This is a genomic window from Glycomyces algeriensis (genome assembly GCF_027622855.1).
In the GTDB taxonomy this organism is placed as follows: domain Bacteria; phylum Actinomycetota; class Actinomycetes; order Mycobacteriales; family Micromonosporaceae; genus Glycomyces; species Glycomyces algeriensis.
Genome location: NZ_JAPZVR010000012.1, coordinates 11303 through 36906 on the forward strand (window position 1 = coordinate 11303; position 25604 = coordinate 36906).

Genomic DNA, 25604 nt, shown 5'->3' on the forward strand with positions numbered 1-25604 from the left:
CCCCGCCGGGGGGGGGGGGGGGGGGGCCCCCCCCCGCCCCCCGCCCGCCCCCCCCCCCCCGCGGGGGCGCTTGGGGGGTCAGGAGCCGTTGCGGAGGTCCTGGAGGGTTTCGGGTTTGAAGGTGATGTCGGTGAACTGGACTTCGCAGCCCTGACCTTCGGGGGCTTGGACGCCGAAGCCGGCCTTGATGGGGGCGTCTACGCCGAAGCCGAAGCAGCGCACGAACTCCCAGCGCTGGCCGTCGGAGGAGGCGTGGAAGGCGAAGCCTTCGCCGATGCGGCTGACGCGCATCCAGACCGAGTCGCCATCGACGTTCCAGGCGTTCGCGTCGTCGGAGACGCCGCGGGTGACGACCGAGACGACCATGCCCTGCTCGTCCGGGGAGTACTCGAAGCACAGCTTCGACCAATGGGTGTCGTCGGCGAGGAGGAAAAGGGTGCCCGCGTCGTACTTGCCGTTGAAGCCCACGGTGATCCGGGCGCTGAACTGCCAGTCGCCCTCGGGCGGCACGCCGAGGAGGCGGGCGCCGTTGGCGGGGGCGTGCGTCGCGGGCGCGGGGGCGTAGACGTACCAGTCGGTGCCGCCTGTAGCGGTCGCCTCCAGGCCGGCGTCGGTGACCCGCCACTTCGGCGGCTCGACGGCGCCTTCCCAGGCGAGGGGGAAGGGGAGCGCGGGAATGTTGACTGTCATCCGGTCAGCTTAGCCGTGCAGGGAAGTCCCGGGAGCTCTTTTTTCAACGGTTGAGAAAAGGAGGTGGCGGGCGGCCTCATTTGGCTGAAGTCTTTGCGGGGCAGGGTGATCTGGACGGTGAGAGAGACGTCGGGGATGTGGTCCGGTCCGGGGCCGGCGTGGGGCGGGGCGCGGTCAGTCCGGTCCGGTTTGGGGCGGGGGCGCGGGGGCGGGGGATGCGGTCTGGTCGGTGCCGGTGTGGGAGTTCGGCTTTGCGGGACTGGGAGGGGCGGTCGGGGGATGTGGTCCGGTCCGGTTTTGGGCGGGAGGTGGGGCTTCGCCGGAGCGAGACGGTCGGGGGATGCCGGCTCGTGGGTTCGGGATCGGGGGCGGGGTACAGCGCTGCAGGGCTGGGCCGAGACGGTCGGGGGGTGTGGCATGGTCGTCGGGGTCGGGGTCGGGGTCGGGGTCGGGGTCGGGGTCGGGGTCGGGGTCGGGGTCGGGGTCGGGGTCGGGGTCGGGCTTAGTTCGGTCGGGCTGGGGGCGAGTCGGTCGGAGGGTGCGGCCTGTCGGTTCGCGTTGGGGCTCAGCTTGGGCGGCGCTGGGCGGTGGGGCGGAGGCGTTGGGGGAGTAGGAACTCTTGGGTTTCGCGGGTGTGGACTCGCTCGATGATCTCGACGGGGCCCAATGCGGCGAGGGCTTGCACTACTTCGTCGACGAGGCGCGGCGGTGCTGAGGCGCCGGCTGTCACGGCGATGGTCGAGGCGTTTTCCAGCCAGGTCGGGTCGATCGCCTCGGCGTCCTCGATGAGGTGGGCCGCGACGCCGGCGCTGGTCGACAGTTCCACCAGGCGGTTCGAGTTGGAGGAGTTCGCCGAGCCGAGCACCAGGACCAGGTCGGCCTCGTTCACCACTGCGGCGACAGCGGCCTGGCGGTTGCTCGTGGCATAGCAGATATCCTCGGCCCCTTGGCCTTTGATCTGCGGGAAGCGCTGCTTCAGGGCCTCGGCGATGGTCTCGACCTCGGCCACCGCGAGGGTCGTCTGGCTCAGGTACGTGAGCTTCGACGGGTCGGGGACCTGCAGTGCGGCGATCTCGGCGGTGCTCTCGACCAGCAGGGTCCGGTCCGGGGCGACGCCGATCGTGCCGACGACCTCTTCGTGGCCTTCGTGTCCGATGAGGATCACCGTGTCGCCGCCCTCGGCCGCCCGCTTGGCCTCTGCGTGGACCTTCGCGACCAGCGGGCACGTCGCGTCGATCGTGTCGAGCCCGCGTGCGGCGGCCTCGCGCTCCACCGCCGGGGCGACGCCGTGCGCGCTGAAGACCACGAGGGCGTCGTCGGGCACCTCGTCGAGCTCGCCCACGAAGACCGCCCCTCGCGCCTCGAGGTCGGCCACGACGTGCGCGTTGTGCACGATCTGGTTGCGCACGTACACGGGCGGGCCGTGGTCTTCGAGCAGTCGCTCGACGATCTCGATCGCCCGCTCTACGCCTGCGCAGAATGAGCGCGGCGCGGGGAGGAGCACTCGGCGAACTGTGTCGTGGGCCTTCAGTGCCATCGGTGTGTCTTCTCGCCGAAGCTCGCGAGTCATGAATTCGCCCCTTGGCCGAGCTTGCGGGCTGTCGATTCGCCCTCTTGGGGAGGCGTGAATCTGCCCTCTTGGCGAAGCTTGCGAGCCATCAGTTTGCTCTGTGGACCGTGCTCGCGGCCAGGTCCGTCAGTTCTTCCACGGCTTCGGGTCGCAGGCCCTCGACGTTGAGGCTGTTCGTGGCCGCGTCGGTGAGCATCTCGGCGGCGCGCCGGCTCGCCTGCCTGCCGCCGCATGCCTCGACGAGGTCGGCGGCGCGGCGCAGCTCGGTCTCGGTGAGTTGCACCGTGGAGCCGTAGATCGCGGCGAGCTCGGGCGCGTCGGGGTGCCCGGAGCCGAGTGCGGCGGTGACCGGGAGCGACTTCTTGCGGTTGCGCAGGTCCGAGTACACGGCCTTGCCGGTGACCGCAGGGTCGCCCCAGATCCCCAGCAGGTCGTCCACGTGCTGGAACGCCAGCCCGAGCCGGAACCCGAAGTCCCGCAGCGCATCCACCTGCTGGGCGGTGCCGCCGCCGAAGAGCGCGCCGAGCGCGGTCGCGCAGCCCATGAGCGAGGCGGTCTTCGCCTCGGACATCGCGACGCATTCGGCGAGCTCGACTCGCTCGCGGGTCTCGAACCGCGTGTCCTCGAGCTGGCCTTCGATGAGCGCCCGCACGGTCTGGGCCAGCAGGCCCGTGCCCGCCGGGACCTTGTCGCAGCCGGACTCGGCGATGACCTCGAACGCCAGCGCGTGCAGTGCGTCGCCGACGAGGATGGCGTCGTTGACGCCGTAGACCTTCCACGCGGTCGGGCGGTGCCGGCGCAGGCTGTCGCGGTCGATGATGTCGTCGTGGATGAGGGAGAAGTTGTGGACCATCTCGACGGCGACGGCCGCCGGGACGGCCTGGCGCCATCCCTCCTCGCCGCCGACGGCCTTGGCGGCCAAGAGGGTCAGGAGCGGGCGGAGGGCCTTGCCGGAGTTGGCCTGGACGGGCGAGCCGGAGGCGTCGGTCCAGCCGAAGTGGTAGGCGGCGATGCGTGCGGCGGGGGCGGGGAGCCGGGCGGCAGCGGCGCGGAGTCCCGCGTCGACGGCCTCGCGGGCGGCGGTGTGGTCGGTCAGGACGGTCAAGCGGGGCCTCCCTGGGCGGCGGGGTCTGCGGGAACGTGGTGGGGGCTGGGGCCTGTGCCGTCTGCTCGCAAGGCGGAGCGGTGTCTGCATACCGGTGGCAGGCACCGCGACGACGCGGCGAGTGGCGAACGGGCCGGATGGCGACCGGTCGGATTCGCGGCACGGGTACGGCGGGCCCGGGCGGCCGCCTCAGTGCGGAGGCGGCCGCCCGGGGTTCTCAGCGCCCGATCTCGACGTGCTCGAGGATGCCGAGCGCGTCCGGTACGAGGACTGCGACGGAGTAGTAGGCGCTCACGAGGTAGGACATGACGGCCTTCTCGTCGATGCCCATGAACCGCACGGAGAGCCCGGGTTCGTACTCGTCCGGCAGGCCGATCTGGTGCAGGCCGACGACGCCCTGCTCCGCCTCGCCGGTGCGCATGCAGAGGATCGACGTGGTGCGCGCGCCGGTGATCGGGATCTTGTTGCAGGGCAGCATCGGGATGCCGCGCCAGGCCGGGATGTGGTGCCCGTGGTAGTCCACCGTGGACGGGTAAATCCCGCGCTTGGTGCACTCGCGGCCGAAGGCGGCGATCGCCTTCGGGTGCGCGAGCAGGATCTCGGGCTTGCGGCGGCGGCTGATGAGCTCGTCGAGGTCGTCCGGGGTCGGCGGGCCCGAGCGGGTCGGGATGCGCTGGCTCAGGGCCGCGTTGTGGAGGAGGCCGAACTCCTTGTTGTTGACCATCTGGTCTTCCTGCAGTTCGCGCAGGGCCTCGACGGTGAGCCGGAGCTGCTGCTCCATCTGGTTCATCGGCTGGTTGTAGAGGTCGGCGACGCGGGTGTGGACGCGCAGCACGGTCTGGGCGACCGAGAGCTCGTACTCGCGCGGCGTGAGCTCGTAGTCCACGAAGGTGCGGGGCAGTTCCGGCTCGCCGGTGTGGCCCGCGGCGACGTCGATCGCGGCTTCGCCGTGCTTGTTGGCCTTCGCCGAGCGGCCGGCCTTGTAGCGCCGCAGGTGTTCGGCGAGCGCGGGGATCTGGTCGATGAGCTCTGCCGCGGCGGCGGCCGGGAGGGTGAGGACCGTGACCGGGGTCGCGGCCACGACGTCGTGGTCCCACTTGGCGTCGTCCTCGACGAGGATCTCCTCGCCGAAGTGGTCGCCGTCGACCATGAGCCCGAGCGAGGACTGGTCGCCGAACGGGCCGGCGCCGAACTGCTCGACGCGGCCGTGGGCGATGAGGTGCACGCCGTCGACCGGCCGGCCCTCCTGGGCCAGGTGCTCGCCGGACTGGACCTCGCGCTGCTCGAAGCGGTCGGCGAGCGCCGACAGCACTTCCTCGTCGTCGATGCCGCGCAGCTGCGCGATCTCGCCGAGTTCGGTGGGGATGACGCGGACGTTGTCCCCTTCGGTGGAGAACTCGACGCGCCCGTCGCCGACCGTGTGGGTCAGGCGCCGGTTGACGCGGTAGGCGCCGCCCTGCGTCTGGACCCACGGCAGGACCTTGAGGAGCCACCGGGAGGTGATCTCCTGCATCTGCGGCGCGGATTTGGTGGTGGTGGCGAGGTTGCGCGCAGCGGCGGTGCTGAGGCTGGTCTGGGGATGCTGACCGTTCGAGGTCTGCGTTGGAACGGCCGGCGTGCTGTCGACGACAGAGTCGGTCATGCAGTCACTTCCTCACATTGGGGCTGGTTTGGCTCGTAGAGCATCTTAGCGCTCATTAGAGACGGAAAGCCAATATTTCACCCATAAGGGTCATTATTGTGAGTACTCCGCGTCAATGACGTCGAAGCGTTCGATCGCCGTCTCGTACGCCACGGGGTCGATCGCGCCGCCGCGGCTGAACGGGTATTCGAGCTGGTAGGCGGCGAATAGCATGAGCGCCACCATGCCGGAGATGAGCCCCACCAGGACGAACTGGTACTTGCGGGTGGGGGTGCCGAGCGTCAGCATCACCGCGAAGACCAGGAGCGCACCGGGCACGAGGACCGTCCACATGGTCGGGCCGAGGCCCCGCTGGGCCTGGAACAGGCGGTCCGTGCGGTACGCCTCGACCTCGAGGACGCCGTCGCGCACGGTGTCCAGGCGCATCTGGACCGCGTCGTCGTCGGTCTGCGCGGTGGCCACGGGCGCGCGCATCGCGTCGAGCATCAGCAGGCCGGTCGACGGGACCGGGTCCTGGTGCTGCATCGCGGGCCACTCGGTCGCGATCACCTCGTCCGTGTAAGCCCGCACGGCCGCGCGGACCTCGTCCCGCTGCGCCGGTTCCAGCGCCGCGGCCGACCAGTACACGTCGACGAGTTCGTTGGCCTCCAGGAAGGTCACGTGGCCCGCCTCGTTCTTGTCCTCCCAGGCCGTGATGAGCACGAACGCCAGGACGATCGCGTACAACACCGTGAGCAGTTCGAACAGGGTCGTGCCCAGTTCGTTGTTGTGCCCGCGGGCCGTGGGCGGAGCGAATTTCTGGAGCAGTGCGACGACGACGCTCGCGGCTGCGACCACCACGAGCGCGAACAGCAGACCTTGCACCCAAATGGCCATTGTCCCTACCAAACCTCGTAAAGCAGAATATGCGTGTGGATACTAGTGAATTCGGAACATCGGCCCGGAGCCGGACATGCGACGCCTCATAGCGCTGGTGGTCGCCGCCGTCGTGCTGACGGTGCTGCCGGCGCTCGCGCTCGCCTTCGACGGCGGCCCCGCGTCGCCGGACCCGGCGGCCGAGGGGCGCGACGGCTACCCCGACTACCCGACCTGGCCGGACTATCCGACCTACTGCATTACCTACCCCGAGTACCCGACCTACCCCGACTACCCGGGGGAGCGGGCCGAAGGCCGGCACCACCATCACCACTGCCCTGAGCCGCCGGAGCCGCCGTCGCCCGAACCGCCTTCACCTGAACCCCCAACGCCGCCTTCGCATCAGCCGCCGGAACCGCCCTCACCCGAACCGCCGCCGTCTGAGCCGCCTTCACCCCCGGCCCCCGAGCCGCCGAGTCCGCCCGCGCCCGAACCGCCGAGCCCGCCCGCGCCGGAGGAGCCGGAGCCGGCGGACCCGGAGCCCGTGAGCCCCGACCCCGCGGCCCCGCCCGTCCCGCCCGCACCGGCGGCGGCGACGCCCACGCCCGTCGCGGACCCGCCGTCCGAGGACCCCGCCCCGCCGCAGCCCCCCGGGCCCCTGCCCGAGGCGCTCGCGGTCGAAGAGGAGGAGGCCCCCGAAGCGGTCGCGGACGACTCCGACGACGGCACGCCTCAGCGGCGCATGATCGCCGCCATGGTCGGGTTCGTCGTCGCCACCGGAGCCGGATCGGCGCTCTCGCGCCGCGTCGGCAGGTAGTCCCGCCACGACGGCGGCCGCAGTCCAGCGGTCGCCGTCGCGGGCAGCCTGAACTCCTTGGGAGCCAACGGGTCCGAAGGAGTGCTCTTCGGGAACGCGTTCGGTCCGCCCGCCGCGCCCGGGCCCGCGATCATGAGCGGCCGGAGCTTGTCGTCGTCGTAGCGGGCGGTGACGCGGTGCCAGTTGAGGATCGCCGCGTTCCAGTCCTGCAGGCTCACCACGTAGGCGTCGAGCGCCCGCCGCGCGTCCGAGTCGAGCTCGAGCTCCGCGACGACCGGCGGCAGGTCGTTCTCGGCGATGAACTGGAACTGCTCGACACGCGCCGTCATAAGCGCGTTGACGACGTCCATCGCCTCGACCGGCCCGCAGTCGAGGTACTCCTCGACGACCGTGACGGCGTTCGCGATCTGGCCCTCGAACTCGGTCTCCTTGCGGTACGAGAAGAGGTCGTTGACCAGGCACGACTGGTCCATCGCGGCCGTCTCCATCGCGCGGATCGGCCGGGACTGGAACACCGCGTCCGGTATCTCGCGGCCGGCCTTCAGCCTCGCGAGCGCCATGGTGAGGTCCGAGCCGAACGTCCGGCGCCGCATCTCGATGTAGTCGACCGGGTCGGGCACCCGGTTCTGGTTCTCCGAGTGCAGCTCCCAGAGCCAGGACTCGATCATCACCGTGACCGCGCCCTTGAACTCCGCGCGCGCCCGCTCCTCGAATTGCGAGGCGGTGCGCCGCCACAGGTCGGCCAGCCCCATCTCGATCGGGTTGGCCGGCACCGGGGTCGGGCCCAAGTCCAGCGGCAGGAACTCCAGGAGCCGCCGGTGCTGCGCGATCGCGGGGGCCAGGTTGCGCCCGCGCCCGAACACCGCCGGGTAGTAGTCGTCCCCGTAAGTGCCCCAGGCGAGCCAGTCCGCAGAGGTGTCCAGCTCCGCCTGCTCCGCATCAGGGGCGATGCCCGCCGAGCAGATCGCGAAGTCGAAGCCGAGGAACTGCTCCCGGTCCCACAGGCCCGAGCCCGGCAGCGCCGGGTCGGGCGCGAGGAACCCCATCGCCGACGCCCACTCCTCGCCGTGGCGCCGGGCCTGGTCGAGCAGCGGGTTGAGCCGCAGCTCGTACGGCAGGTGGATCTCCGGGATCGTCATCGGGCCGACCTCGCGGAACGGCTCGCGCGCATGCTGCTTCAGCCCCGACAGCGAGATCCGGGCCGCGCCGGTCCCGATCCCGTTGGGGCCGCCCAGGACCCGGTCCGCCGCGTCGTTCATGTACCGGCTGGAGCGCATGTGCCATTCGTGGCCGCCGGCCTGCCAGTCCTGGAGCCCCTTGGCGTACAAGCCGATCGCGTGCTGCTCGGACGGGGAGAGCCGCCGGTCGGCGGCGAGGATCGGCAGTTCGGTGAGAGCCGTGTTCTCGAACTGGTGGAGCCGCGAGGTGAGGATGTCGTTCACCAGGTTCGCGGCCTCCTGGGTCCCCATGCCGAGGAACCGCTCGAAGACCAGCACGGCGTTGGCGTTCTCGCCCTCGTCGGTGACCTCGCGCTCGTAGGAGAACAGGTCGTTGCGCAGGTGCACGCCGTCGCTGAACGTGTCACGCAGGACCTCGAGCGGCCGCTCGTACGCGACCGCGTCCGGCACCTCCGCGCCCACGGCGTACTCGACGATCCCCGCCGACCACGGTGCACCGCCGACCTTGCGGCGCATCTCGATGTACTCGATCGGGTTCGCGACCCGGTCGGTCGTGATGTTCGTGAGCTCCCACATGGACTCGAACAGGAGATTGATCGTGCTCTCGAGGAACCGCTTGCGCCAGCCCATCGACATCGACGGCGCCGTGCGCCGCCACAGGTCGATCAGGCCGAGCTCGACCGGGTTCTCCGGTTCGGGCGGCTCGCTGAGGTCGAGCGGCATGAACAGCGGGATGCGGTCGAGGTACGCCTTGGCGCCCTTCATGTCCCGGGTCCGCTTGAACGCGTCGAGGAAGTGGTCGTCGAAGAAGAACACCCACACGTACCAGTCGGTGACGAGGTCGAGTGCGGGCGCGTCGCAGTCGGGATGCGTGTACGCGCACAAAAGACCGTAGTCGTGCCGGTCGAGCTCGGCCTCATCCCAGATGACGCCGCCTCCCTCGGCCGGGGCGTCGAGCATCCCCATCTCCTTGGCCCACACGCGCGCATGCGCGCGGGCGCCCTCGACGTTCGGATTCAGACGCGCTGGATACGGAAGATAGAACACTGGCAACACGAACGGGTGATTTTCCGCCATATCACTCCTTAGGGGCGAAACCGGCTGATTGCAACGCCGTTCACTGTAAGCCCTCCGAAGGCGCGCCGCCACCCCCAGTAGGGGTGTCCCCGGGCGGTGGCTATTGGCCGACTGTCGCCTCGTGGATGATGTCGCGCGATTGGGATTCGACGGTCGGGCGCATCGGGTCTCGCCGCCAGGCCGGGTGCCATTCCTCGGCCTTGGTCGGAGGTTCGGTGAGGACGGCTATGAGCCGGGGGCCTGCTTTGGTGAGTTCGTCCGCGGTGAGGCGGTGGAGGGTCGGGTCGGGGTTCGAGCGGAAGACGGTGAAGCGGACGCGGTCGCCCCTGCCGATGCCGATGTAGAACTCGCCGAGTTTCGTCCAGTCGGGGGAGGCGGCGGTGTCGTCGCGGCGGCTGATCTCGATCACCGGGTCGCCGCCTCGAGTTCGAGGCGAAGGGCCGCAAGGGGGTTCGGGGGAGTCGGGTACGGACGCGGTTTGCGGCGGCGGTGGCGGGCGGGGGTGCGGGAGTGAGGTCGCGCGTGGCGGTGGAGCTTGAGGTCGGTTGTCGTGATCTCGCCGGAGTCGAGTGCGGCGGCGCGCTGCGATGCGGTGGCGGTGTAGAGGAACAGGCGGGCCGCGGATTCGCGGACGGTGCAGCCGTGATCGCCCCAACGGTCGCCGCACCAGTCGCAGCGGAGGCGGCCGAAGCCCAGCCAGGTGCGGTAGGGCCGGTGGAGTTGCAGGTCGATTTTGGTTCGGGACGGAACCGGGTCGACGGGTACGCTGATGAGACCCATGAGAAGTCCGTTTCTCTGAGGTAAAGCGGCCCGCGCTGGGTGACTCCGCCAAGAATCTGTCCCAGCGCGGGCCGCGGTCTATGTGAACCTTGCCCGTTTATCGCTGTTGCGATCTACATCGCTATACTGATGCAAATCATCATTGATGTCAAGTATCACTGCGGCGATTCGATCGAGCGCTCGATGCCTGACTCGCGACTCGGCTCTCGGAAGGCGGCAGGGATGGCAGAACCGAAGGACCCCACATGGCGGGCCAAGTGGCTCGGTCAGAAGCTTCGTGACCTGCGCAAGAACAAGAAGCTCGCGGTCTCGGACGTAGCGGATTACCTCGGGGCCGGCACGGCGACGGTCAATCGGTATGAGGCGGGAACCTTCCCGGTCAAGACCGATGTCCTGGTGATGCTCATGAATCTCTACGGCGTTGCGGAGCGCCGCGAGCGATCGGAGCTCATCCAGCTTGCTGAAGAGGTCGCCCAGCGGGGGTGGTGGGACAGCCTCGTTTCCAAACCCGCGTTCGCGGACTTCGTATGGGCGGAGAACAACTCCCGCGCGATCCATGACTTCCAGATCTCGATCTTCTCCGGCTTGCTGCAGCACCCTGACTACGCGGAGCGGCTCATCCAGACCGGATCCTCGGAGAAGTCGAAGGGCGAGGTCGCCAAGTTGATCGAAGCGAGGCTTCAACGAGGTGAGCTGCTGCGGAGGGTCAACGGCCCGACTGCTCGCTTTCTCATCCATGAGGCGGTCTTGCACCAGCGGCTGCCGAATGCGCCCTCAGTGGTGCACGAGGCTCAGCTCGAGCACCTACTAGAGCTCGGCGAGCTGCCAAATGTCAGTATCCGGGTCTTTCCGCTCTCATCGGCGACCCACAACGTCCGAGCGGTGACCAGCAGCTTCACCATTCTTGAGATGCACGAATCCTGGCCTACGCTGCTTCATGCGGAGACTCCCGTGGGCGCGGTGGTTGCGGAGACACCTGACATAGACTCGTTTATAGGCGTCTACGAGGTGCTTTGGCAGGATGCCTTGGACGAGAAGCGGACATCCAGCTTGATATCGAAGAGGTTGAAGGAAGTGGAACAATGAGTCATGATGCTGGTGTCGATGCTCGCTGGGCGCGTGGTGTGTTCCGGAAGAGCAGCCGCAGCAACGGCTCTGGTGATGGCAACTGTGTTGCGGTCGCTGTCCAGGGCGGCGAGGTTGCGATGGGGGACACGAAGAGTCCTGTCGCCGACACCTATGCCCATCTCCGCGTTAGCTCCGCCGACCTCCGAGGGCTTCTCGCTGCGATCAAGGCTGACGCTCCCCGTTAGACGAGCCCGTCCGCGACGATCACACCATCTCCAAGGAGTTGAAGTGAGCGATACGTTCAACAGTCAGACAGTTTCGTGGGGCCGTCAGCTGTTCCGGAAGAGCAGTCGGAGCAACGGCGGTTCGAGTGGCAACTGCGTCGCGGTCGCTGTCCATGGCGATGAGGTTGCGGTGGGGGACACCAAGACTCCTCTCGCCGACTCCTACGCCCACCTCCGCGTCAGCTCCGCTGACCTCGGCGGGCTTCTCGCCGCGATCAAGGCTGGAACGATCGCCTAGACCGCCCCACGCGCGCGAGCGCCTTCCGGCGATCTGGGCCGGACCCGTCGCATAACCCGGCCCACCCACGAAGAAACCAAGCGCGCTTCCCGTTGTTTTGGGAAGCGCGCCTTCGTGTTCCGTGGATAGCCAGGCTCAGGCGACCGTGAGCCGATCGGTCAAATCGGCCGGGGTGTCCGGCGGGAGGGTCACGCTCTCGAGGAGCCACCGAAGGATCGGTACGTGCTCCGCAGCGACGGGCACACCCGCCCGGACCAGGGCGCTCACGAAATCGGCCGCAGCAATCGACAGCTCGCCCACGACCACCTTCTCCCGCAGCGCGTCCACCACGCGCTGGGCGAGCGACGGCGCGTACTTGCGCACCTGCTCCACCAGCGTGGTCCTGTAATCGTCTTGCACTGTGCTCCTCGATTCCTAGAACAAGAGGCGGGCCTATGAGCCGGCCCCCGGCTCGGCCCATGAATCTGATCATGAATCTGCCCACGGCGCTGCCCTGTATCCGCATTGCCGGTGCTCACCCCGTGTCCGGTTCCTGGCGCGAGCTGTCGAGTGCGGGAATCGGGAGAGTGCGGACTACTTAGCACACGCGAAACATTCACCGCTCGATCGCGTAACAGGTCCGGGCGAATCTAGACGCCAGTCGGGGACTGACAGCGTCGTCGCCCAGACAGCGCGCGGCGGGCGGGCTTGCGGGAAACGCAAGACAGCGAGCCCACCGCCGCCTACGCAGTCAGTCCAGCACCGGGAGGTCCAGCGCGTGAAGGTCGCGATCGTCGGTTACGGCATGGCCGGGGCCCGCATCGCCCGCGAGCTCGGGCGGCGCGGGGTCGAGGTCACCGTCTTCGGAGACGAGCCCCAGGCCGCCTACAACCGCATCCTGCTCTCGAGCATGATCGCGGGCAAGCAGACCGAGGACGAGATCGCCCTGCCGGTCCCGCCCGCGAACGTCGAGGTGCGCCTGGGCGAAGCGGTCGAGACCGTGGACCTCGAGGCCAAGACCGTCAACGGCGTCGCCTTCGACAAGCTGGTCCTCGCCACCGGCGCGGACGCGTTCGTCCCGCCGATCCCGGGCCTCGACCCCCTCCCCACCGGCGCCTACGTCCTCCGCACGATCGAGGACGCCCGCTCCATCCTCGACGAGGCCGCCAACCGCGCCAGCGCGATCGTGCTCGGCGGCGGGCTCCTCGGCCTCGAGGCCGCGCGCGGCCTCGCCAAGCGCGGCATGGACGTCACCGTGGTCCACGCGGCCGGGCACCTCATGGACCGGCAGCTCGACCAGCTGGGCGCGAAGGTCCTCGCCGACTCCTACGCCGAGGTCGGCGTCCAGTCGGTCGTGGACGCGCAGACCACCCGGGTCATCCACGGCGACGACGGCCTCACGCTCGTGCTCGCGGACGGGCGCACCGTCACGGGCCAGCTCATGGTCGTGTCGTGCGGGATCCGCCCCAACGCCGACCTGGCGCGCTCGATCGGGATCGAGTGCGGCCGGGCCGTGAAGATCGACGACCAGTGCCGCACCTCCCACCCGGACGTGTTCGCCGTGGGCGACTGCGCCGAGCACCGCGGCATCCCCTACGGGCTCGTGGGCCCGGCCTGGGAGCAGTCGGACGTCGTGGTCGACCTCCTCTCCGGGGTGAACCCGGACGCGGCCTACGAGGGCTCGCGGCTGGTCACCCGGCTGAAGGCCTCCGGGATCGAGCTCGCCGCGATGGGCGAGGTCGAGGGCGACGAGGTCGTCTCCTTCGCCGACCCGACGCGGGGCACGTACGCCCGCTTGGTGATCGACGCCGAAGGCCGCCTCGCGGGGGCGGTCATGCTCGGCGACAACCCCATGGTGGGCCAGGTGGTCCAGTTGTTCGACACCGGTGACCCGGTGCCGCACGACCGCCGCACCCTCCTGATGGGCCGCCCCGGCGAGTCCGTGTCGGTGGCCCCCGATACCCCGGCGTCCATGTCCGACGAGGTCGTGGTCTGCCGCTGCAACAACGTTACGAAAGGGGTCCTGGGCAAGGCGTTCCTCAATGGAGCGCGCACGCCCGAGGCCCTGTCGGAGGCCACGCAGGCCTCGACCGGCTGCGGCACTTGTGCCGAAGACGTCGCCGGCCTGTGCAAGTGGCTGAACAGCACCGTCGCTGGAATCGGTCAGGCTGCCGAGCAATTGAATGAGGTGTCAGCATGAGCAAGTTGGTAGTCATCGGCGACGGCATGGTCGGCCGCCGGTTCCTGGAGGCGGTCACCCAGCGCGACCCGTCCTGGGAGGTCACGGTCCTCTGCGAGGAGCCCCGCCCGGCCTACGACCGGGTGCGCCTGTCGGCGTTCTTCGACGGGGTCAGCGCCGAGGAGCTCTCGCTCGCCTCGGAGCTCGACGGCGTGGACGTGCGCCTCGGTGAGGCGGCCGTGTCGATCGACCGCGAAGCCAAGGTCGTGCGGTCCGCCTCCGGCGAGTACGCCTACGACAAGCTCGTGTTCGCCACCGGCTCTTATGCGTTCGTGCCCCCGATGGAGGGCGCCGACCTCGAAGGCGTGTTCGTCTACCGCACCATCGAGGACCTCGAGGCGATCAAGGCCCACTCGCAGGGCCGGCGCCACGGCGTGGTCATCGGCGGCGGGCTCCTCGGCCTCGAGGCCGCGAACGCGCTGAAGCTCCTCGGGCTCGAGACGCAGATCGTCGAGTTCGCCCCTTGGCTCATGGCCCGCCAGCTCGACGAAGCGGGCGGCGGCATCCTCAAGCAGCACATTGTGAAGCTGGGCATCGGCGTCGACTGCGGCACCGGCGGCACGAAGATCGAGGCGGTCGACGGGCGTCTGCGGATGGAGACCAACCGCGAAGGCGTCGCGTACGACACCGACCTGATCATCTTCGCGGCGGGCGTGCGCCCCCGCGACCAGCTCGCCCGCGACTGCGGCATCGAGGTGGGCGAGCGCGGCGGCATCATCACCGACCTGTCCTGCCAGACCTCGGACCCGGACGTGTACGCGATCGGTGAAGTCGCGGCGATGGAAGGCATGTGCTACGGCCTCGTGGCCCCTGGCTACTCGATGGCCGAAGTGGTCGCGGACCGGCTCGCGGGCGGCGAGGCGACGTTCCCGGGCGCCGACATGTCGACGAAGCTGAAGCTCCTCGGTGTGGACGTCGCCCAGTTCGGGGCGATGGAGGGGCCGCTCTCCACCACGTACCTGGACCCGGCGCACGGCACGTACGCCAAGCTGATCCTCTCCGACGACGCCCAGACGCTCCTGGGCGGCATGCTCGTGGGCGACGCCGAGCCGTACCCGCTGCTGCGGGCCTCGGTGGGCGGCAAGGTCCCCGGGAAGCTCGCGGACCTCCTCGGCGGCGGCGAGATCGAGGGCGCCCTGCCCGACGGCGCGCAGGTCTGCTCCTGCAACGCGGTCACCAAGGGCGACATCATGGGCGCCATCCACGAGCAGGGCTGCACCGACGTGGGCGAGCTCAAGGCCTGCACCAAGGCCGGCACCTCGTGCGGATCGTGCATCCCGATGCTCAAGCAGCTGCTGAAGGAAGGCGGCGTCGAGGTCTCCAACGCGGTGTGCGAGCACTTCACGCAGTCGCGGGCCGAGCTGTTCGACATCGTCAAGGTCACCGGCATCACCACGTTCTCCGAGCTCATCGCCCGGTACGGGACCGGCGCGGGCTGCGACCTGTGCAAGCCCACGGTGGCGTCGATCCTCGCGAGCCTCTCCAACGGGCACATCCTCGAAGGCGAGCAGGCGTCCCTCCAGGACACCAACGACCACTTCCTGGCGAACATGCAGCGCAACGGCACCTACTCGGTGGTCCCGCGCATCCCCGGCGGCGAGATCACGCCGGACAAGCTGATCGTCATCGGCGAGGTCGCCAAGGAGTTCGACCTCTACACGAAGATCACGGGCGGCCAGCGCATCGACATGTTCGGCGCGCGCGTGGAGGACCTGCCGAAGATCTGGCGCAAGCTCGTGGACGCGGGCTTCGAGTCCGGCCACGCCTACGGCAAGGCCCTGCGCACGGTGAAGTCCTGCGTCGGCACCGACTGGTGCCGCTACGGCGTCCAGGACTCGGTGAAGATGGCGATCGACCTGGAGCTGCGCTACCGCGGGCTGCGCAGCCCGCACAAGCTCAAGTCCGCCGTCTCGGGCTGCGCGCGCGAATGCGCCGAGGCCCGCGGCAAGGACTTCGGGATCATCGCGACCGAGCACGGCTGGAACCTGTACGTGGGCGGCAACGGCGGCTTCACGCCGCGCCACGCCGACCTTCTTTTGTCCGACGTGGACACTGAGACGCTGGTGCGGACGATCGACCGGTTCCTGATGTTCTACATCTCGACCGCCGACCGGCTCCAGCGCACCTCGAAGTGGGTCGAGGGCCTCGAAGGCGGCATCGACTACCTCCGCGAGGTCATCGTGGACGACAAGCTGGGCATCTGCGGCGAACTCGACGCGCTCATGGAGAAGCACGTCGAGAACTACGCGGACGAGTGGAAGGGCGTCATCGACGACCCCGAGAAGCTCCAGCGCTTCGTGTCCTTCGTCAACGCCCCGGAGGCCCCGGACCCGAAGATCGAGTTCGAGACCGTCCGCGGCCAGAAGTTCCCGGCCGGGACCACCGAGCGCTCGCACAGCACGCCCGTCGCTCTCGGCACTCCGACAAGGAAGTGATCAGAATGCAAACCATCTGCCGGTTCGATCGCATCATTCCCGGCCGCGGAGTGGCCGCCCTCCTGGAGGACGGCACCCAGGTCGCGGTGTTCCGCCTCCACGACGACAGCCTCTACGCCCTGTCCAACCTGGACCCGTTCATGGACGCCAACGTCATGAGCCGGGGCCTGGTGGGCGACCGCGGCGGCGAGCCGATCGTCACCAGTCCCCTGCTCAAGCAGGCGTTCTCGCTCAAGACCGGCATCTGCCTCGACGACGAGACGGTGGCCCTGGAGGTCTTCGCCGTCGAGGTCCTCGACGGGCAGGTCCGCGTCGGCGTCAACTCGGAAGTGAAAGCGAGCGCCTGATGGTCGCAGCCCCTGCCCCCTCCCGCGAAGCCGTCGACTCGACGCTGGCGCCGCTGACCGGCTACACCGTGGCCGTCACCGCCCAGCGCCGCGCCGACGAGCTGGCGACCCTCCTCGAGCGCCGCGGCGCCCGGACGATCGTCGCCCCGACGCTGCGCATCGTCCCGCTGCCGGACGACGAGGCGCTGCGAGCGGCCACAGTGGAGCTCATCCGCGAAGCCCCCGACCTCGTGGTCGCGACCACCGGCATCGGCTTCCGCGGCTGGCTCGAGGCGGCCGAGGGCTGGGGCATGGGCGACGACCTGCTCACCGTGATGGGCCGCGCGCGCATCCTGTGCCGCGGCCCCAAGGCCCTCGGCGCGGTGCGCGCGGCGGGCCTCACCGAGGAGTGGACCGCGCCGAGCGAGACCGGCGACGAGGTCGTCGAGTACCTGCGCGAGAGCGGCGTCAACGGCCAGCGGGTCGCGATCCAGCTCCACGGCGACCCCGCCGAGGACTTCATCCAGACCGTGCGCGACGGCGGCGGCGCGGCCGTCGCCGTCCCGGTCTACCGCTGGACCCTGCCCACCGACATCACGCCCGTGCAGCGCCTCGTGGACGCCATCTGCGCCCGCCGCATCGACGCCGTGACCTTCACGTCCGCGCCCGCCGCGAACGCGCTGCTGCGCATCGCGGGCGACCAGGCCGCGGACATGCTCGAGGCGTTCCGCGCCTCGGCCGAGGACAACGGGGTCCTCTCCGTCTCGGTCGGCCCGATCACCGCCGCGCCGCTCACCCGACTCGGCGTCGAATCGGTGCAGCCGCAGCGGGCCCGCCTCGGCGCGCTCGTGCGCACCGTCGCCTCGGCCCTGCCCAAGCGCTCGCGCAAGCTCCAGCTCGCGACCGGGCACAGCATCGAGCTGCGCGGCCACATGGTCCTCCTCGACGACCAGCCGTTCCAGCTCCCGCCCGCGCCGATGGCCGTCATAAGAGCGCTGGCCTCCGCGAACGGCAAAGTGCTCTCCCGCGCCGAGCTCCTCGGCCACCTGCCGCGCGGCGCCGACGGCCACGCCGTGGAGATGGCGGTGACCCGCCTGCGCGACGCCGTCCACCTGCGGTCCTGTGTGGAAACAGTGATCAAGCGCGGCTACCGCTTGAACCTGGAGGTCTGACCCGACGGGTGGTCGACACGGTGGCCGAGGCGGAATATGGTGGTGTGCCACGCGATGCGCGCCGAACGCCGCATCGTCCCCCGTGCCGCACCCGTACCCTCCGGAGCCGCGATGACCTTCGACGCCGACCGATACCGAGCGGAAGTCCTTCGTCCGCTGCGGCTTCGCCCGGGCTTACTGCCGTCGTCCTTCGAAGCCAAGTACGGACTGTTCGAGCCGCTCACCGGTGAGGCGCTGGCGGTGCATGCGGAGGAGGTCCGCCGCTTCTGGGCCGTCACCGCCGGCGGCGTCGGCACGCTCGCGGAGGTATGCGCCCGGCTTGCGGCGAGCGACGATCCCGGGTCGGACCGGCGGTTCGAGACCGCCCACACAGGCACGTACGAATCCACTGCCTCCGCGTCCGGTCTCGAGACCGACGCTCGTCCCCGGCCGGTCGACGGACCGGTGCCGCCCGTCCGTGAAGCGGCGGAACCGGATCCCGTACCTGGCGTCGAACCGCCGGTGGTGGAGCACCCGCCCAGGGCGCGTTCCGAACGCCGGTCCGACCCCGGCCCGGCCGTTCCCGCGCCGGCACCGGTGGCGGAGGTGCGCGCGGAATGGCTCTCCGACCATCTGCGGGTCGCCTGGGAATGGCCTGAGGGTGTCAACTGGGTCCGCGTGACCCTGGTGCCGGGCAGGCGCACCGCGGCCGAGATCGTCAGCGGGATCGTCGACGCGGGGAGTCGGGACGAGTTCCTCCCGGAGGGCTTCCAGACCCGGAACCTCTCGCGCAACCAGTACTTCGCCCAAGGCGGCTGCGTCCTCCCGTGGGAAGGCCCGCCGGGGTCGGCGCAGATCCGGTCGCTGCGCCGCGGACCCGACGGCGACACGATCCTCTCCGAGCCCGTCGAAGTCCGTGTGTCGCCGCCGCGGATCACCGTCACCTGGACAGCCGAGCCCCCGCCTCGGTTCGCGTCGCGCGACCGCAAGCGCACCTGGATAATCCGCGGCAGCATCGAAGGCGACGGGACCGACCTCGAGCTCGCCGTCGTCGCACAGCGCGGCACCGTCGTCCCCTCCCGACTCGAACAGCGCGCCATCATCTCGCGCATCCCCATCGGCGGCCTGCTCGGCGGATTCGACTTCCCCGTGGAGGTCCCCGCCAAGCTCGGCCGCCCCTACACCTTGCGCTGCTTCGTGATCGGCGACCGGCACGTCGAGGTCGTCGACCCCTCGTTCACGACACTGAAAGGCTGACCATGAGCGCATCCAGGCCAACCCTGCGCTGCCCCTTCTGCTATCGCGCCATCGCCAGCCGCAAGGCGGTCATGTACCGATGCTCCGGGAGGAACCGACCCGGACTGGAGGCCTGCGAGATCACGGTCGACCCCGACCGGAGGCGCGAGACCGGATACCAGGGCGCGTCCCGGCGGGTCTTCGCGATCCAGCCCGGGCTCCCGCTTCTCCGCCCGCCTCGTATCGCCGACTGCGACCAGTGCGGCGCCCCGTCCGGTGAGCGGGCCTGCCCGCACTGCCACTCGACCCTGCCCTCCGACTTCACTCAGTCCAAGAGCCCCCTGATCGCGATCGTCGGCGCATACGGCACTGGCAAGACCGTCTACTTCACCGTCCTCGCCCACCAGCTCCTGGACAAGTTCGGCTCCCGATTCGGCTCCTCAGTGGAGCTGTTCGGGGACCAGCAGGGCGGCAGCGAGTCCGGCCGGGACTGGATCAACGGGAACATCGACACGCTCATCCACACGCGGCATCTGTTCCCGCAGACCTCACGGGCCGTGGACGGCCGCAAGGAGCCGGTCGTGATCCAGTGGAGGCACCGCACCCAGCTGGGTGTGAAGAGCAACTACCTCTCGTTCTACGACACTGCCGGGGAGGACCTGGGCGGGCAGGATCGCGCCCGCGACCTCAAGTACCTGTCCGCCGCTGACGCGGTCCTGGTGCTGCTCGACCCGTTCACCCTCAAAACAGCCCGGGACGAGATCGCCGACCAGACCGGACTGCCGGACTCCGCGCCCGAACCGCCCGAAATGGTCCTCCAGCGGGTCACCGAGGCACTGCGCGAGAGCCACCGGTCGTTCCGCCGCGGGCAGATCCGCATGCCGGTCGCGGCCACATTCGCGAAGATCGACGCGTTCTTCGAGCACATCCCCTCCCAGTCGCCGATCCGCCGCGTCGCCGAGACCGGGACCGGGTTCGACGAGCAGGAGAGCCTCGAGATCCACGAGCACGTCCGCACTCTCCTCGAACGCTGGGACGGCATGAAACTCGACCAGCACCTGAGCATGAACTACAGCGACTTCCGGTACTTCGCGGTCTCGGCCCTCGGCGAGCCCCCGGACTACGAGCAGTCGCGTGTCAGCCCGCGCGGTGTGCGGCCGCTGCGCGTCGAGGACCCGCTGCTGTGGCTGCTGTCGCGCCTCGGCACCGTCCCGGTACTCAAAGGACGCTGAACCGTGGGTTTCGAGCGCCTCGTGTACACCGACTGCCTGCCCGGAGAGAGCCTCTCCGGGCAGGCCGGGCTCGGCTTCCGGGCCGCCTCCCCGGGCGCCGACGGCGTCGTCCAGGACACCGCGTCCCGCCAGCTCCTGTACGAGGCCCCCGAGGAGTGGATGCGCCGCGAGCGGCCCGTCGAGGACTACCCGCCGATGCTCGCCCACCTGCACCGCGGCGACTGGTACTGCACGGCCCTCGGCGCCTACCTCGGCCGGGAGCGCAAAGGCAACCGCCAAGGCAACCACCTCACCGAGATCATCTGCACCCGAGACGGATCCGACTACCGTGGCCTGCGGCCCGCGCAGCTCGCGGCCGCGGACTTCTGGCTCCGCGCCGACCCCGGCCGCACCGACCTCGACACGGTGGCGGACGACTGGGATTTCGGCGACCGCACCGCCGACGCCGCTTTCGCCGCGGTCATGGCCGCTCCGAAATGGCGCGACCGACTCGCCGTCGCGCTCACCGTCCTCGGCGACCCCGCCTTCGAGGGCCGGCTCATCCTCGTCAGCGAAGACCTCGAAGAGGTCCTGAACTGGATCACCACCGCCACCCTCCTCCTGCCCCGGCGCCTCGCGCAGCGCATCGGCTTCAAGGCCTTCACCACCCGCCCCTACTTCGGCGACTTCGCGGCCATCGCCATCCGCCCCCAGACCGCCGCCGGGCTCCAGCTCTCCGGCTCGGCCGTCATCGACCTCACCGGTGGCGGCGACCAGGGGCCCGAACCAGGTCCCATCGAGCAGACCTGGCTCGCCCAGCTGGGCCTCGTCGACCACCTCGACCTCACCGACGCGGTCGAACTCGCCGACGACTCCGGTCTCACCCCCGCCGCCGCGCAGGACCTCGCCCTCGCCGTGTTCGCCGGCCGAGCCCTCTCCTTGACCCATGCCAGCGCCGTCGCGTCCTGGCTCGCCCGCTGCCCGCCCGAACGCCACCGCGCCTACGCCACCCCCGCCATCACCGCCGTCCTCGACCTGCCCGACCGGCCCCGCCCGCTCCTGCTCGAACTCGACCGGCTTGCCACGAGCGGACGCCCGACCCCCGGCACCGCCGCGATCCGACTCGACCTCATCGCGGAGGAACTGCGGTCCGCCCAGGGCGGCAGGCCGATCGCGACCGCGCCGATCGAACCCCTCGGCCGCGGCCTGTGGGACCTCGACGCCGACCGCGCCGCTTCGGCGCTGCTCCTCGACATGCTGCGCACCGGCCGGTCCGAGGCCCTCGACGCCGTGCTCAGCGTCGCCGACCGCTTCGCCCTCGCCAGAGTCGACCTCCACCAGGAGACACCCGACGCGGTCGAGCGGTACCTCGCCGCCTGGGAGGCCCGCCCGAGCCTGTCCCCGAGCAGCTCCTACCGGTACGAACTGCACGAAGCACTCCTGCGCCGCCTCGACCGCCGCTGCGCGGGCGACCCGGCCGCGCTCGCCCGAACCGCCGAGACCTGGTTCACTCAGCTGCTGACCTGGTTCGACCCCTCGCCCCTCGGCAGCCCCGTCTACCGCGCCTGCCTCGCCGAAGCGGGCGCGAGAGCGAACGACGATGGCCTGGAGCAGGGTCTGTTCCAGCAGATCAGGTCGGTGCGACCGGACGATCTGACCGCCGCCGCGTCCGCGCTCTTCGAACGGAGGGCGCGGATCCGACCACAGCTGATACGGCGGCTCTTGGACGCAGGGCCGTCGTCGCCGTTCGGCCCGGTCCTGATGGGACGGCTGCTCGACCCCGGGATCGTCGAAGTCGGCGACGCCGTGCTGGCATTGGAGAACCTGCGGATCACCGTCGAACGCGGGCTCTGCGACCCCAGCTCCGAGACCGGGCGCGCGGCCGCGGCGGCGGATCCCGATTCCGGCCGCCCCCTGGAGCAGGCCGACGTGGTCGCCCTGGCCCGGCACGCGCCCTGGATCCTCGACCGCATCACCGGCCGGGTGGTCGATGCGTTCCTGGACATGGAGGGCACCGCATCGGCGGTCGCGGCGCTGAACAAGTGCGGCCCCGATCTGCGCGCTGACGTCGAGGAGGCGATCCGGGACCGGCTCAAGCGCTCCACCTGGACGCCCGCGCAGTTCGCCCTCGGCATCGCCCTGTACCGGCGCAAAGCCCCTCCGCTGCGCCGCTCGATCGCCTCCTACATCAGGGACGAGGCCAAGTACCTGTCCGTCGCGGGGACCGAGGGGGTGATCGCGAACCTCGGCAACAACTCCACTTGGCGCGGGACCCTTCGCCTGGTCCTCGCCGAGGCCAAGAACGACAAGGCGCTCGCCGTCCTGACCCGGGGAGGCAGCTGATGCCGTTCCTGTTCCTGATCGTCGCCCTCGCCCTCGCCCCCACCGCCATCGCGCTCGTCCTGCTCAACCTGGTCGACCTCGGGCCCTTCTACGCCTTTGACGCCGCCGTCGGCGGCCTCGCCGGAGCAGGCGCCTGGGTCGCCGCGTCGATCCGCTGGGCCGCGCATGACCTGGTCGAGGCCGAACCGGACCCGGCGAGCGCGACCCGTCGCCGCTACCGGATCATCCAGCCGTACCCGCGCGGTCGCGTGTTCGCCGACATCCGCGGCCACTGGCGCGCGGTGCTGCACACCGGAAGGCGGCTACTGGGATGGACCACCTGGCTCGGACCGCTCGTGTGGGTCGCCCTCTGGCCCGGCTTCGCCATCCTCCTGATGTGGTGGCTCGCCGCGGCTGCGGCACTCGCGGCGCTCGCAACGGCCTTCACCGCGGTCGCGCTCGCGGTCACCGGAGCATGGCGTCTCCTGTGGATGGCCGTGACGCCGCTGCTGCGCCTGGCCCACCGCAGGCACCGCCACCGCACCGGCGGTGTGGTGTGCACGAACGGGAAGTGCCTGCGCGCAGGCCCACGCCCGGCCTACGACTGCGGCCGCGACTGCGACGCCCGGCTCGACCGATACCCGTCCGCAGCCGGTGTGCTGTGGACGAGGGACCGCCACGGGCACCGCCGTTCGACCCTGCCGTTCCTGGGCCGCGCAGCTCCCGCCTATTGCCCATACTGCGGACGCGCCCTAGGCAAGGGCGCCGACCGCGACGCGCACCGCCAAATCCTTGTCACCGGCGCGTCAGAGGAGGGCGGCACCGCATTCGTCACCCGCGGGCTCCGCCAGCTCCTCGAATCGAGCGCTGACGGCCCGAAACCGCTCGCCGCGGCCTTGGGCCGGGCCGCCACGCCGCTCGTACCCGGTGGCCCGCGCCCCGATACCGTTGCAATACGTCTCCATCGCATGGCCGGCACTCCGATCCGACTGCATTGCAAGGTGGCCGCAGCCGAATACCTTGACACTGTCGAAGCGAGCCGCGACCTCCCCGCCTTCGACGAATGCCATGCGGCCGCATTCGTCATTCAAGTCGAGCAGGGACGCGTCGTCGAACCCGACCGAGTGCGGCAGCGCTTCAACGTGCTGCGGCAGCGCCTGCCGCTCAACCGCGACGATCCACGCCGGGTGAAGATCGCCCTCGTGCTCTCCGGCGCCGCGGCGGACCCCGAAGCACTGTCCGATCTCGACCCGCTGCGGTCCGCGCTGGCCGCGGAGTCCATCAGGCACAGGTGGTTCAGCGACGACCGGGAGGCTTGGCGCTGGCTGCTGTCGGGTTCGCCTCGGCGCGTGGAGATCGCAGACCGGCGTACCTGACGAGGCCGGCGAGATTCCGATCAGTCATGGGCGACCGCTGGCATGGGGAACGATCACTCCGTACGATGAGGTTCCTGAGACCGTCACGCCCAGCTTGTCATTGATCGGAGAACGCCATGGCATACCCGCCGGCGCCGCAGTACCCGCAGTCGCCTCCGCCGCAGCCGAGGACCCGGCCGGGGTCGGTCACGGCGGTGGTGTGGACCCAGATCCTCACGGCCGCACTCCTCGTGATCAGCGGCATCGCCCTCTTCGCGACGATGTCCTCGGTCGAGGACACCGTCACCGAGCAACTGCTCAGCGACCCCGAGCTGGCCGAGTCGGGGCTCACCGTTGAAAACATCAGCCAGCTCATGACCTTCACGTTCGCGCTGATCGCCGGCGTCTACGTGGTCATGGCGATCTTCTACGTGGTCCTGGCGCTGCTGGTGAACAAGGGCAAGCGCCCCGCCCGCATCCTCAGCTGGATCCTCTCCGGCATCGGCCTGCTGTGCTGCGGCATCGGGGGCATCGTCGGCCAGCTCGGCTCGATGACCACGAACGTCAACGGCCAGGAGTACCAGGACGAGGCGACGCAGGCGATCGAGGACGCGACGCCGTCCTGGGTCAACATCGTCGACTGGCTGACGCTCATCGTGCTGATCGTCGGCTCGCTGCTGATCATCATCCTGCTCGCGGTCCCGGCCTCGAACGAGTTCTTCCGCAAGGACGAGGCCCCGATGGGCCCGTACCCGGGCCAGCCGCCGTACGGCCAGCCCGGCCCGGGCCAGCCCGGTCCCGGCCAGCCCCCGTACGGCCAGGGCCCGCCCGCGCCGTAAACGGATATTGCAACGGCCCCATCGCATTCGCGGTGGGGCTGTCGCCGTGTGATCAGCCTTCGTATTTGAGGTTGCCCGCCTCGGGCACGGTGAAGCGGCGCTCGACGGTGTACGCGGGGACGCGGTCCGGGTCGCCGTGCCAGGCGGCGAGCACGGCGCTCTCCTTCTCCCTGGTGAGCCCGGCCTTCAGCCGGGGCGCGGCGGCGTTCGCGTCCCACCAGCGGTCCACGGTGACGTCGAGGGGCGAGGCCCGGAAGCCCGCTGCCACCGCGGGCCCGCCGGGGCGGCCCTGCATGCCGTCGTAGTCGGGCGAGGGCAGCCACATGCCCAGCGAGTCGGGCCCGGCCCACGGGTTGACGCCGTGCTCGGCCAGGAACTCCTGCGGCACCCACGTCAGGTTCGGGCGCTCGGTGAGGACGCCGCGTTTGATGAGGGCGTCGGCGATCCCGTCGAGGAAGGGCCCGAAGGGGACCGGTTCGCCGATGGCGTCGATCGTGCCGGTGACGGCCGCGTCGGCACGGTCGGGATTGGCACTGTCGAGATTGGCACAGTCGAGCAGCCAGGCCGCGTAGTCCTCGACGTCGATCCACTGGACCCGCCGGTCGGGCGTGCCGGGGGCGAGGATTTCGCCGCCCTCGGCGAACCGCAGCGGCCAGTACCCGAGGCGGTCGTTGCGGTCCCCGGGCCCGACGATGAGGCCCGGCCTGGTGATGAGGGCCCTGTCGCCCATGCGTTCCCGCACGAGGGTCTCGCAGGCGACCTTGCTGGCGCCGTAGGTCGCCCAGTCGGCGTCGGTCGAGTCGGGCGCGGTCGGCTCGTGGAGCTCGTCGCTCACGATGTCGTTGCGCGCGTAGACCGAGATCGTGGAGACGAGCGACCAGTGGCCGACGCTGTCGGCGAGCGCGTCGAGGACCGGGCCGATGTGGCCGGGCACGCGCGCGACGTCGAAGACCGCGTCGAACTCCTTGCCGCGCAAGGCATCGAGGCCCTCCCCGGTGGAGCGGTCGAGCCTGGTGAACGCGGTGCCTTCGGGCGGTTCGCCGGTGGTGCCGCGGGAGGCGATGGTGACGCGGTGCCCGCGCGCGACGGCTTGCTTCGCGATCGCCTCGGACAGGAACACGGTCCCGCCGAGGACGAGGACGTTCTTCTCGGTGCTCATCACCTGAGCATGGCCCCTGACCGGGCGGCGGGCAAGGGGCGTTCGCCC

23 protein-coding genes are annotated in these 25604 nt (G+C 70.3%); 13 read left to right on the plus strand and 10 right to left on the minus strand.

The window, feature by feature from the left end; all coding sequences use genetic code 11:
• Positions 1–78 precede the first annotated feature (78 nt).
• From O2L52_RS19025 to O2L52_RS19045, 5 genes are all read right to left on the minus strand, one after another.
• Positions 79–690 (minus strand): DUF1349 domain-containing protein, encoded by a 612-nt coding sequence (locus tag O2L52_RS19025; protein ID WP_270117465.1) that lies wholly within the window; start codon positions 688–690, stop codon positions 79–81.
• Between the two features lie 565 nt (positions 691–1255).
• Positions 1256–2227, minus strand: coding sequence for a 4-hydroxy-3-methylbut-2-enyl diphosphate reductase (gene ispH, locus O2L52_RS19030; RefSeq protein ID WP_270117467.1), 972 nt, complete (start codon positions 2225–2227; stop codon positions 1256–1258).
• Between the two features lie 121 nt (positions 2228–2348).
• A complete protein-coding gene (locus tag O2L52_RS19035) occupies positions 2349–3365 on the minus strand; it encodes a polyprenyl synthetase family protein (protein WP_270117469.1) in 1017 nt (338 codons plus the stop codon).
• 217 nt (positions 3366–3582) lie between these two features.
• Entirely contained in the window at positions 3583–5007 is a 1425-nt protein-coding gene (locus O2L52_RS19040; protein ID WP_270117471.1) for a family 2B encapsulin nanocompartment shell protein, read from the minus strand.
• 93 nt (positions 5008–5100) lie between these two features.
• Entirely contained in the window at positions 5101–5883 is a 783-nt protein-coding gene (locus tag O2L52_RS19045; protein WP_270117472.1) for a bestrophin-like domain, read from the minus strand.
• A 76-nt stretch (positions 5884–5959) separates the two neighbouring features.
• Between O2L52_RS19045 and O2L52_RS19050 the strand changes: the two genes are divergently transcribed.
• The gene (locus O2L52_RS19050) at positions 5960–6679 is read left to right on the plus strand and encodes a hypothetical protein (RefSeq protein WP_270117473.1); all 720 of its coding nucleotides are present in this window, start codon (positions 5960–5962) and stop codon (positions 6677–6679) included.
• Here the strand turns inward: O2L52_RS19050 and O2L52_RS19055 are convergent.
• The 3 genes from O2L52_RS19055 to O2L52_RS19065 form a co-directional block, all read right to left on the minus strand.
• The gene (locus tag O2L52_RS19055; RefSeq protein WP_373897014.1) at positions 6595–8934 is read right to left on the minus strand and encodes a terpene synthase family protein; all 2340 of its coding nucleotides are present in this window, start codon (positions 8932–8934) and stop codon (positions 6595–6597) included. The two genes, O2L52_RS19050 and O2L52_RS19055, sit on opposite strands and share 85 nt — an antisense overlap.
• A gap of 100 nt (positions 8935–9034) precedes the next feature.
• The gene (locus O2L52_RS19060; RefSeq protein ID WP_270117476.1) at positions 9035–9343 is read right to left on the minus strand and encodes a hypothetical protein; all 309 of its coding nucleotides are present in this window, start codon (positions 9341–9343) and stop codon (positions 9035–9037) included.
• A complete protein-coding gene (locus tag O2L52_RS19065; protein ID WP_270117478.1) occupies positions 9340–9714 on the minus strand; it encodes a hypothetical protein in 375 nt (124 codons plus the stop codon). The genes O2L52_RS19060 and O2L52_RS19065 overlap by 4 nt, the downstream gene beginning before the upstream one ends.
• A gap of 222 nt (positions 9715–9936) precedes the next feature.
• Here O2L52_RS19065 and O2L52_RS19070 point away from each other — a divergent pair, with 222 nt between their 5' ends.
• Genes O2L52_RS19070 through O2L52_RS19075 form a run of 3 tightly spaced genes read left to right on the plus strand, consistent with a single transcriptional unit; the run spans position 9937 to position 11304 of the window.
• Positions 9937–10800, plus strand: coding sequence for a helix-turn-helix domain-containing protein (locus O2L52_RS19070; protein ID WP_270117480.1), 864 nt, complete (start codon positions 9937–9939; stop codon positions 10798–10800).
• Positions 10797–11027: a DUF397 domain-containing protein gene (locus tag O2L52_RS25490; RefSeq protein ID WP_344472523.1), complete on the plus strand. Its 231-nt coding sequence runs from the start codon at positions 10797–10799 to the stop codon at positions 11025–11027. Before O2L52_RS19070 ends, O2L52_RS25490 begins: the two co-directional genes overlap by 4 nt.
• Before the next feature lie 43 nt (positions 11028–11070).
• Positions 11071–11304, plus strand: a complete 234-nt coding sequence (locus tag O2L52_RS19075; protein WP_270117482.1) for a DUF397 domain-containing protein — start codon at positions 11071–11073, stop codon at positions 11302–11304.
• Positions 11305–11439: 135 nt separating this feature from the next.
• Here the strand turns inward: O2L52_RS19075 and O2L52_RS19080 are convergent, their stop codons facing one another.
• Positions 11440–11703: a hypothetical protein gene (locus tag O2L52_RS19080; RefSeq protein ID WP_270117483.1), complete on the minus strand. Its 264-nt coding sequence runs from the start codon at positions 11701–11703 to the stop codon at positions 11440–11442.
• Positions 11704–12061: 358 nt separating this feature from the next.
• Here O2L52_RS19080 and O2L52_RS19085 point away from each other — a divergent pair, with 358 nt between their 5' ends.
• From O2L52_RS19085 to O2L52_RS19125, 9 genes are all read left to right on the plus strand, one after another.
• Positions 12062–13483: an FAD-dependent oxidoreductase gene (locus tag O2L52_RS19085; RefSeq protein WP_270117484.1), complete on the plus strand. Its 1422-nt coding sequence runs from the start codon at positions 12062–12064 to the stop codon at positions 13481–13483.
• Positions 13480–15957, plus strand: a complete 2478-nt coding sequence (gene nirB, locus O2L52_RS19090) for a nitrite reductase large subunit NirB (RefSeq protein WP_270117485.1) — start codon at positions 13480–13482, stop codon at positions 15955–15957. The genes O2L52_RS19085 and nirB overlap by 4 nt, the downstream gene beginning before the upstream one ends.
• A 5-nt stretch (positions 15958–15962) precedes the next feature.
• Positions 15963–16304: a nitrite reductase small subunit NirD gene (gene nirD / locus O2L52_RS19095; protein WP_270117486.1), complete on the plus strand. Its 342-nt coding sequence runs from the start codon at positions 15963–15965 to the stop codon at positions 16302–16304.
• Positions 16304–17455 carry a uroporphyrinogen-III synthase gene (locus O2L52_RS19100; protein WP_270117487.1) on the plus strand — a complete coding sequence of 384 codons (1152 nt, stop codon included), beginning with the start codon at positions 16304–16306 and terminating at the stop codon, positions 17453–17455. Before nirD ends, O2L52_RS19100 begins: the two co-directional genes overlap by 1 nt.
• Before the next feature lie 54 nt (positions 17456–17509).
• Positions 17510–18691, plus strand: a complete 1182-nt coding sequence (locus O2L52_RS19105) for a hypothetical protein (protein WP_270117489.1) — start codon at positions 17510–17512, stop codon at positions 18689–18691.
• A gap of 2 nt (positions 18692–18693) precedes the next feature.
• Positions 18694–19902, plus strand: a complete 1209-nt coding sequence (locus O2L52_RS19110) for a zinc ribbon domain-containing protein (RefSeq protein WP_270117490.1) — start codon at positions 18694–18696, stop codon at positions 19900–19902.
• A 3-nt stretch (positions 19903–19905) separates the two neighbouring features.
• Complete coding sequence (locus tag O2L52_RS19115) at positions 19906–22224, plus strand: GTPase-associated protein 1-related protein (protein ID WP_270117491.1); 2319 nt, start codon at positions 19906–19908, stop codon at positions 22222–22224.
• Positions 22224–23579: a hypothetical protein gene (locus tag O2L52_RS19120; RefSeq protein WP_270117492.1), complete on the plus strand. Its 1356-nt coding sequence runs from the start codon at positions 22224–22226 to the stop codon at positions 23577–23579. The genes O2L52_RS19115 and O2L52_RS19120 overlap by 1 nt, the downstream gene beginning before the upstream one ends.
• A gap of 116 nt (positions 23580–23695) precedes the next feature.
• The gene (locus tag O2L52_RS19125; protein WP_270117494.1) at positions 23696–24397 is read left to right on the plus strand and encodes a DUF2127 domain-containing protein; all 702 of its coding nucleotides are present in this window, start codon (positions 23696–23698) and stop codon (positions 24395–24397) included.
• 52 nt (positions 24398–24449) lie between these two features.
• Here O2L52_RS19125 and O2L52_RS19130 read toward each other — a convergent pair whose 3' ends face one another.
• Positions 24450–25556 (minus strand): NAD-dependent epimerase/dehydratase family protein, encoded by a 1107-nt coding sequence (locus tag O2L52_RS19130; RefSeq protein ID WP_270117496.1) that lies wholly within the window; start codon positions 25554–25556, stop codon positions 24450–24452.
• Positions 25557–25604 lie beyond the last annotated feature (48 nt).

Bases quoted from the DNA above. Each gene is read 5' to 3' on its own strand.
- O2L52_RS19025 (WP_270117465.1), bottom strand. From the start codon at position 690: ATGACAGTCAACATTCCCGCGCTCCCCTTCCCCCTCGCCTGGGAAGGC.
- ispH (WP_270117467.1), bottom strand. From the start codon at position 2,227: ATGGCACTGAAGGCCCACGACACAGTTCGCCGAGTGCTCCTCCCCGCG.
- O2L52_RS19040 (WP_270117471.1), bottom strand. From the start codon at position 5,007: ATGACCGACTCTGTCGTCGACAGCACGCCGGCCGTTCCAACGCAGACC.
- O2L52_RS19045 (WP_270117472.1), bottom strand. From the start codon at position 5,883: ATGGCCATTTGGGTGCAAGGTCTGCTGTTCGCGCTCGTGGTGGTCGCA.
- O2L52_RS19050 (WP_270117473.1), top strand. From the start codon at position 5,960: ATGCGACGCCTCATAGCGCTGGTGGTCGCCGCCGTCGTGCTGACGGTG.
- O2L52_RS19055 (WP_373897014.1), bottom strand. From the start codon at position 8,934: ATGGCGGAAAATCACCCGTTCGTGTTGCCAGTGTTCTATCTTCCGTAT.
- O2L52_RS19065 (WP_270117478.1), bottom strand. From the start codon at position 9,714: ATGGGTCTCATCAGCGTACCCGTCGACCCGGTTCCGTCCCGAACCAAA.
- O2L52_RS19070 (WP_270117480.1), top strand. From the start codon at position 9,937: ATGGCAGAACCGAAGGACCCCACATGGCGGGCCAAGTGGCTCGGTCAG.
- O2L52_RS25490 (WP_344472523.1), top strand. From the start codon at position 10,797: ATGAGTCATGATGCTGGTGTCGATGCTCGCTGGGCGCGTGGTGTGTTC.
- nirB (WP_270117485.1), top strand. From the start codon at position 13,480: ATGAGCAAGTTGGTAGTCATCGGCGACGGCATGGTCGGCCGCCGGTTC.
- nirD (WP_270117486.1), top strand. From the start codon at position 15,963: ATGCAAACCATCTGCCGGTTCGATCGCATCATTCCCGGCCGCGGAGTG.
- O2L52_RS19100 (WP_270117487.1), top strand. From the start codon at position 16,304: ATGGTCGCAGCCCCTGCCCCCTCCCGCGAAGCCGTCGACTCGACGCTG.
- O2L52_RS19105 (WP_270117489.1), top strand. From the start codon at position 17,510: ATGCGCGCCGAACGCCGCATCGTCCCCCGTGCCGCACCCGTACCCTCC.
- O2L52_RS19110 (WP_270117490.1), top strand. From the start codon at position 18,694: ATGAGCGCATCCAGGCCAACCCTGCGCTGCCCCTTCTGCTATCGCGCC.
- O2L52_RS19120 (WP_270117492.1), top strand. From the start codon at position 22,224: ATGCCGTTCCTGTTCCTGATCGTCGCCCTCGCCCTCGCCCCCACCGCC.
- O2L52_RS19125 (WP_270117494.1), top strand. From the start codon at position 23,696: ATGGCATACCCGCCGGCGCCGCAGTACCCGCAGTCGCCTCCGCCGCAG.
- O2L52_RS19130 (WP_270117496.1), bottom strand. From the start codon at position 25,556: ATGAGCACCGAGAAGAACGTCCTCGTCCTCGGCGGGACCGTGTTCCTG.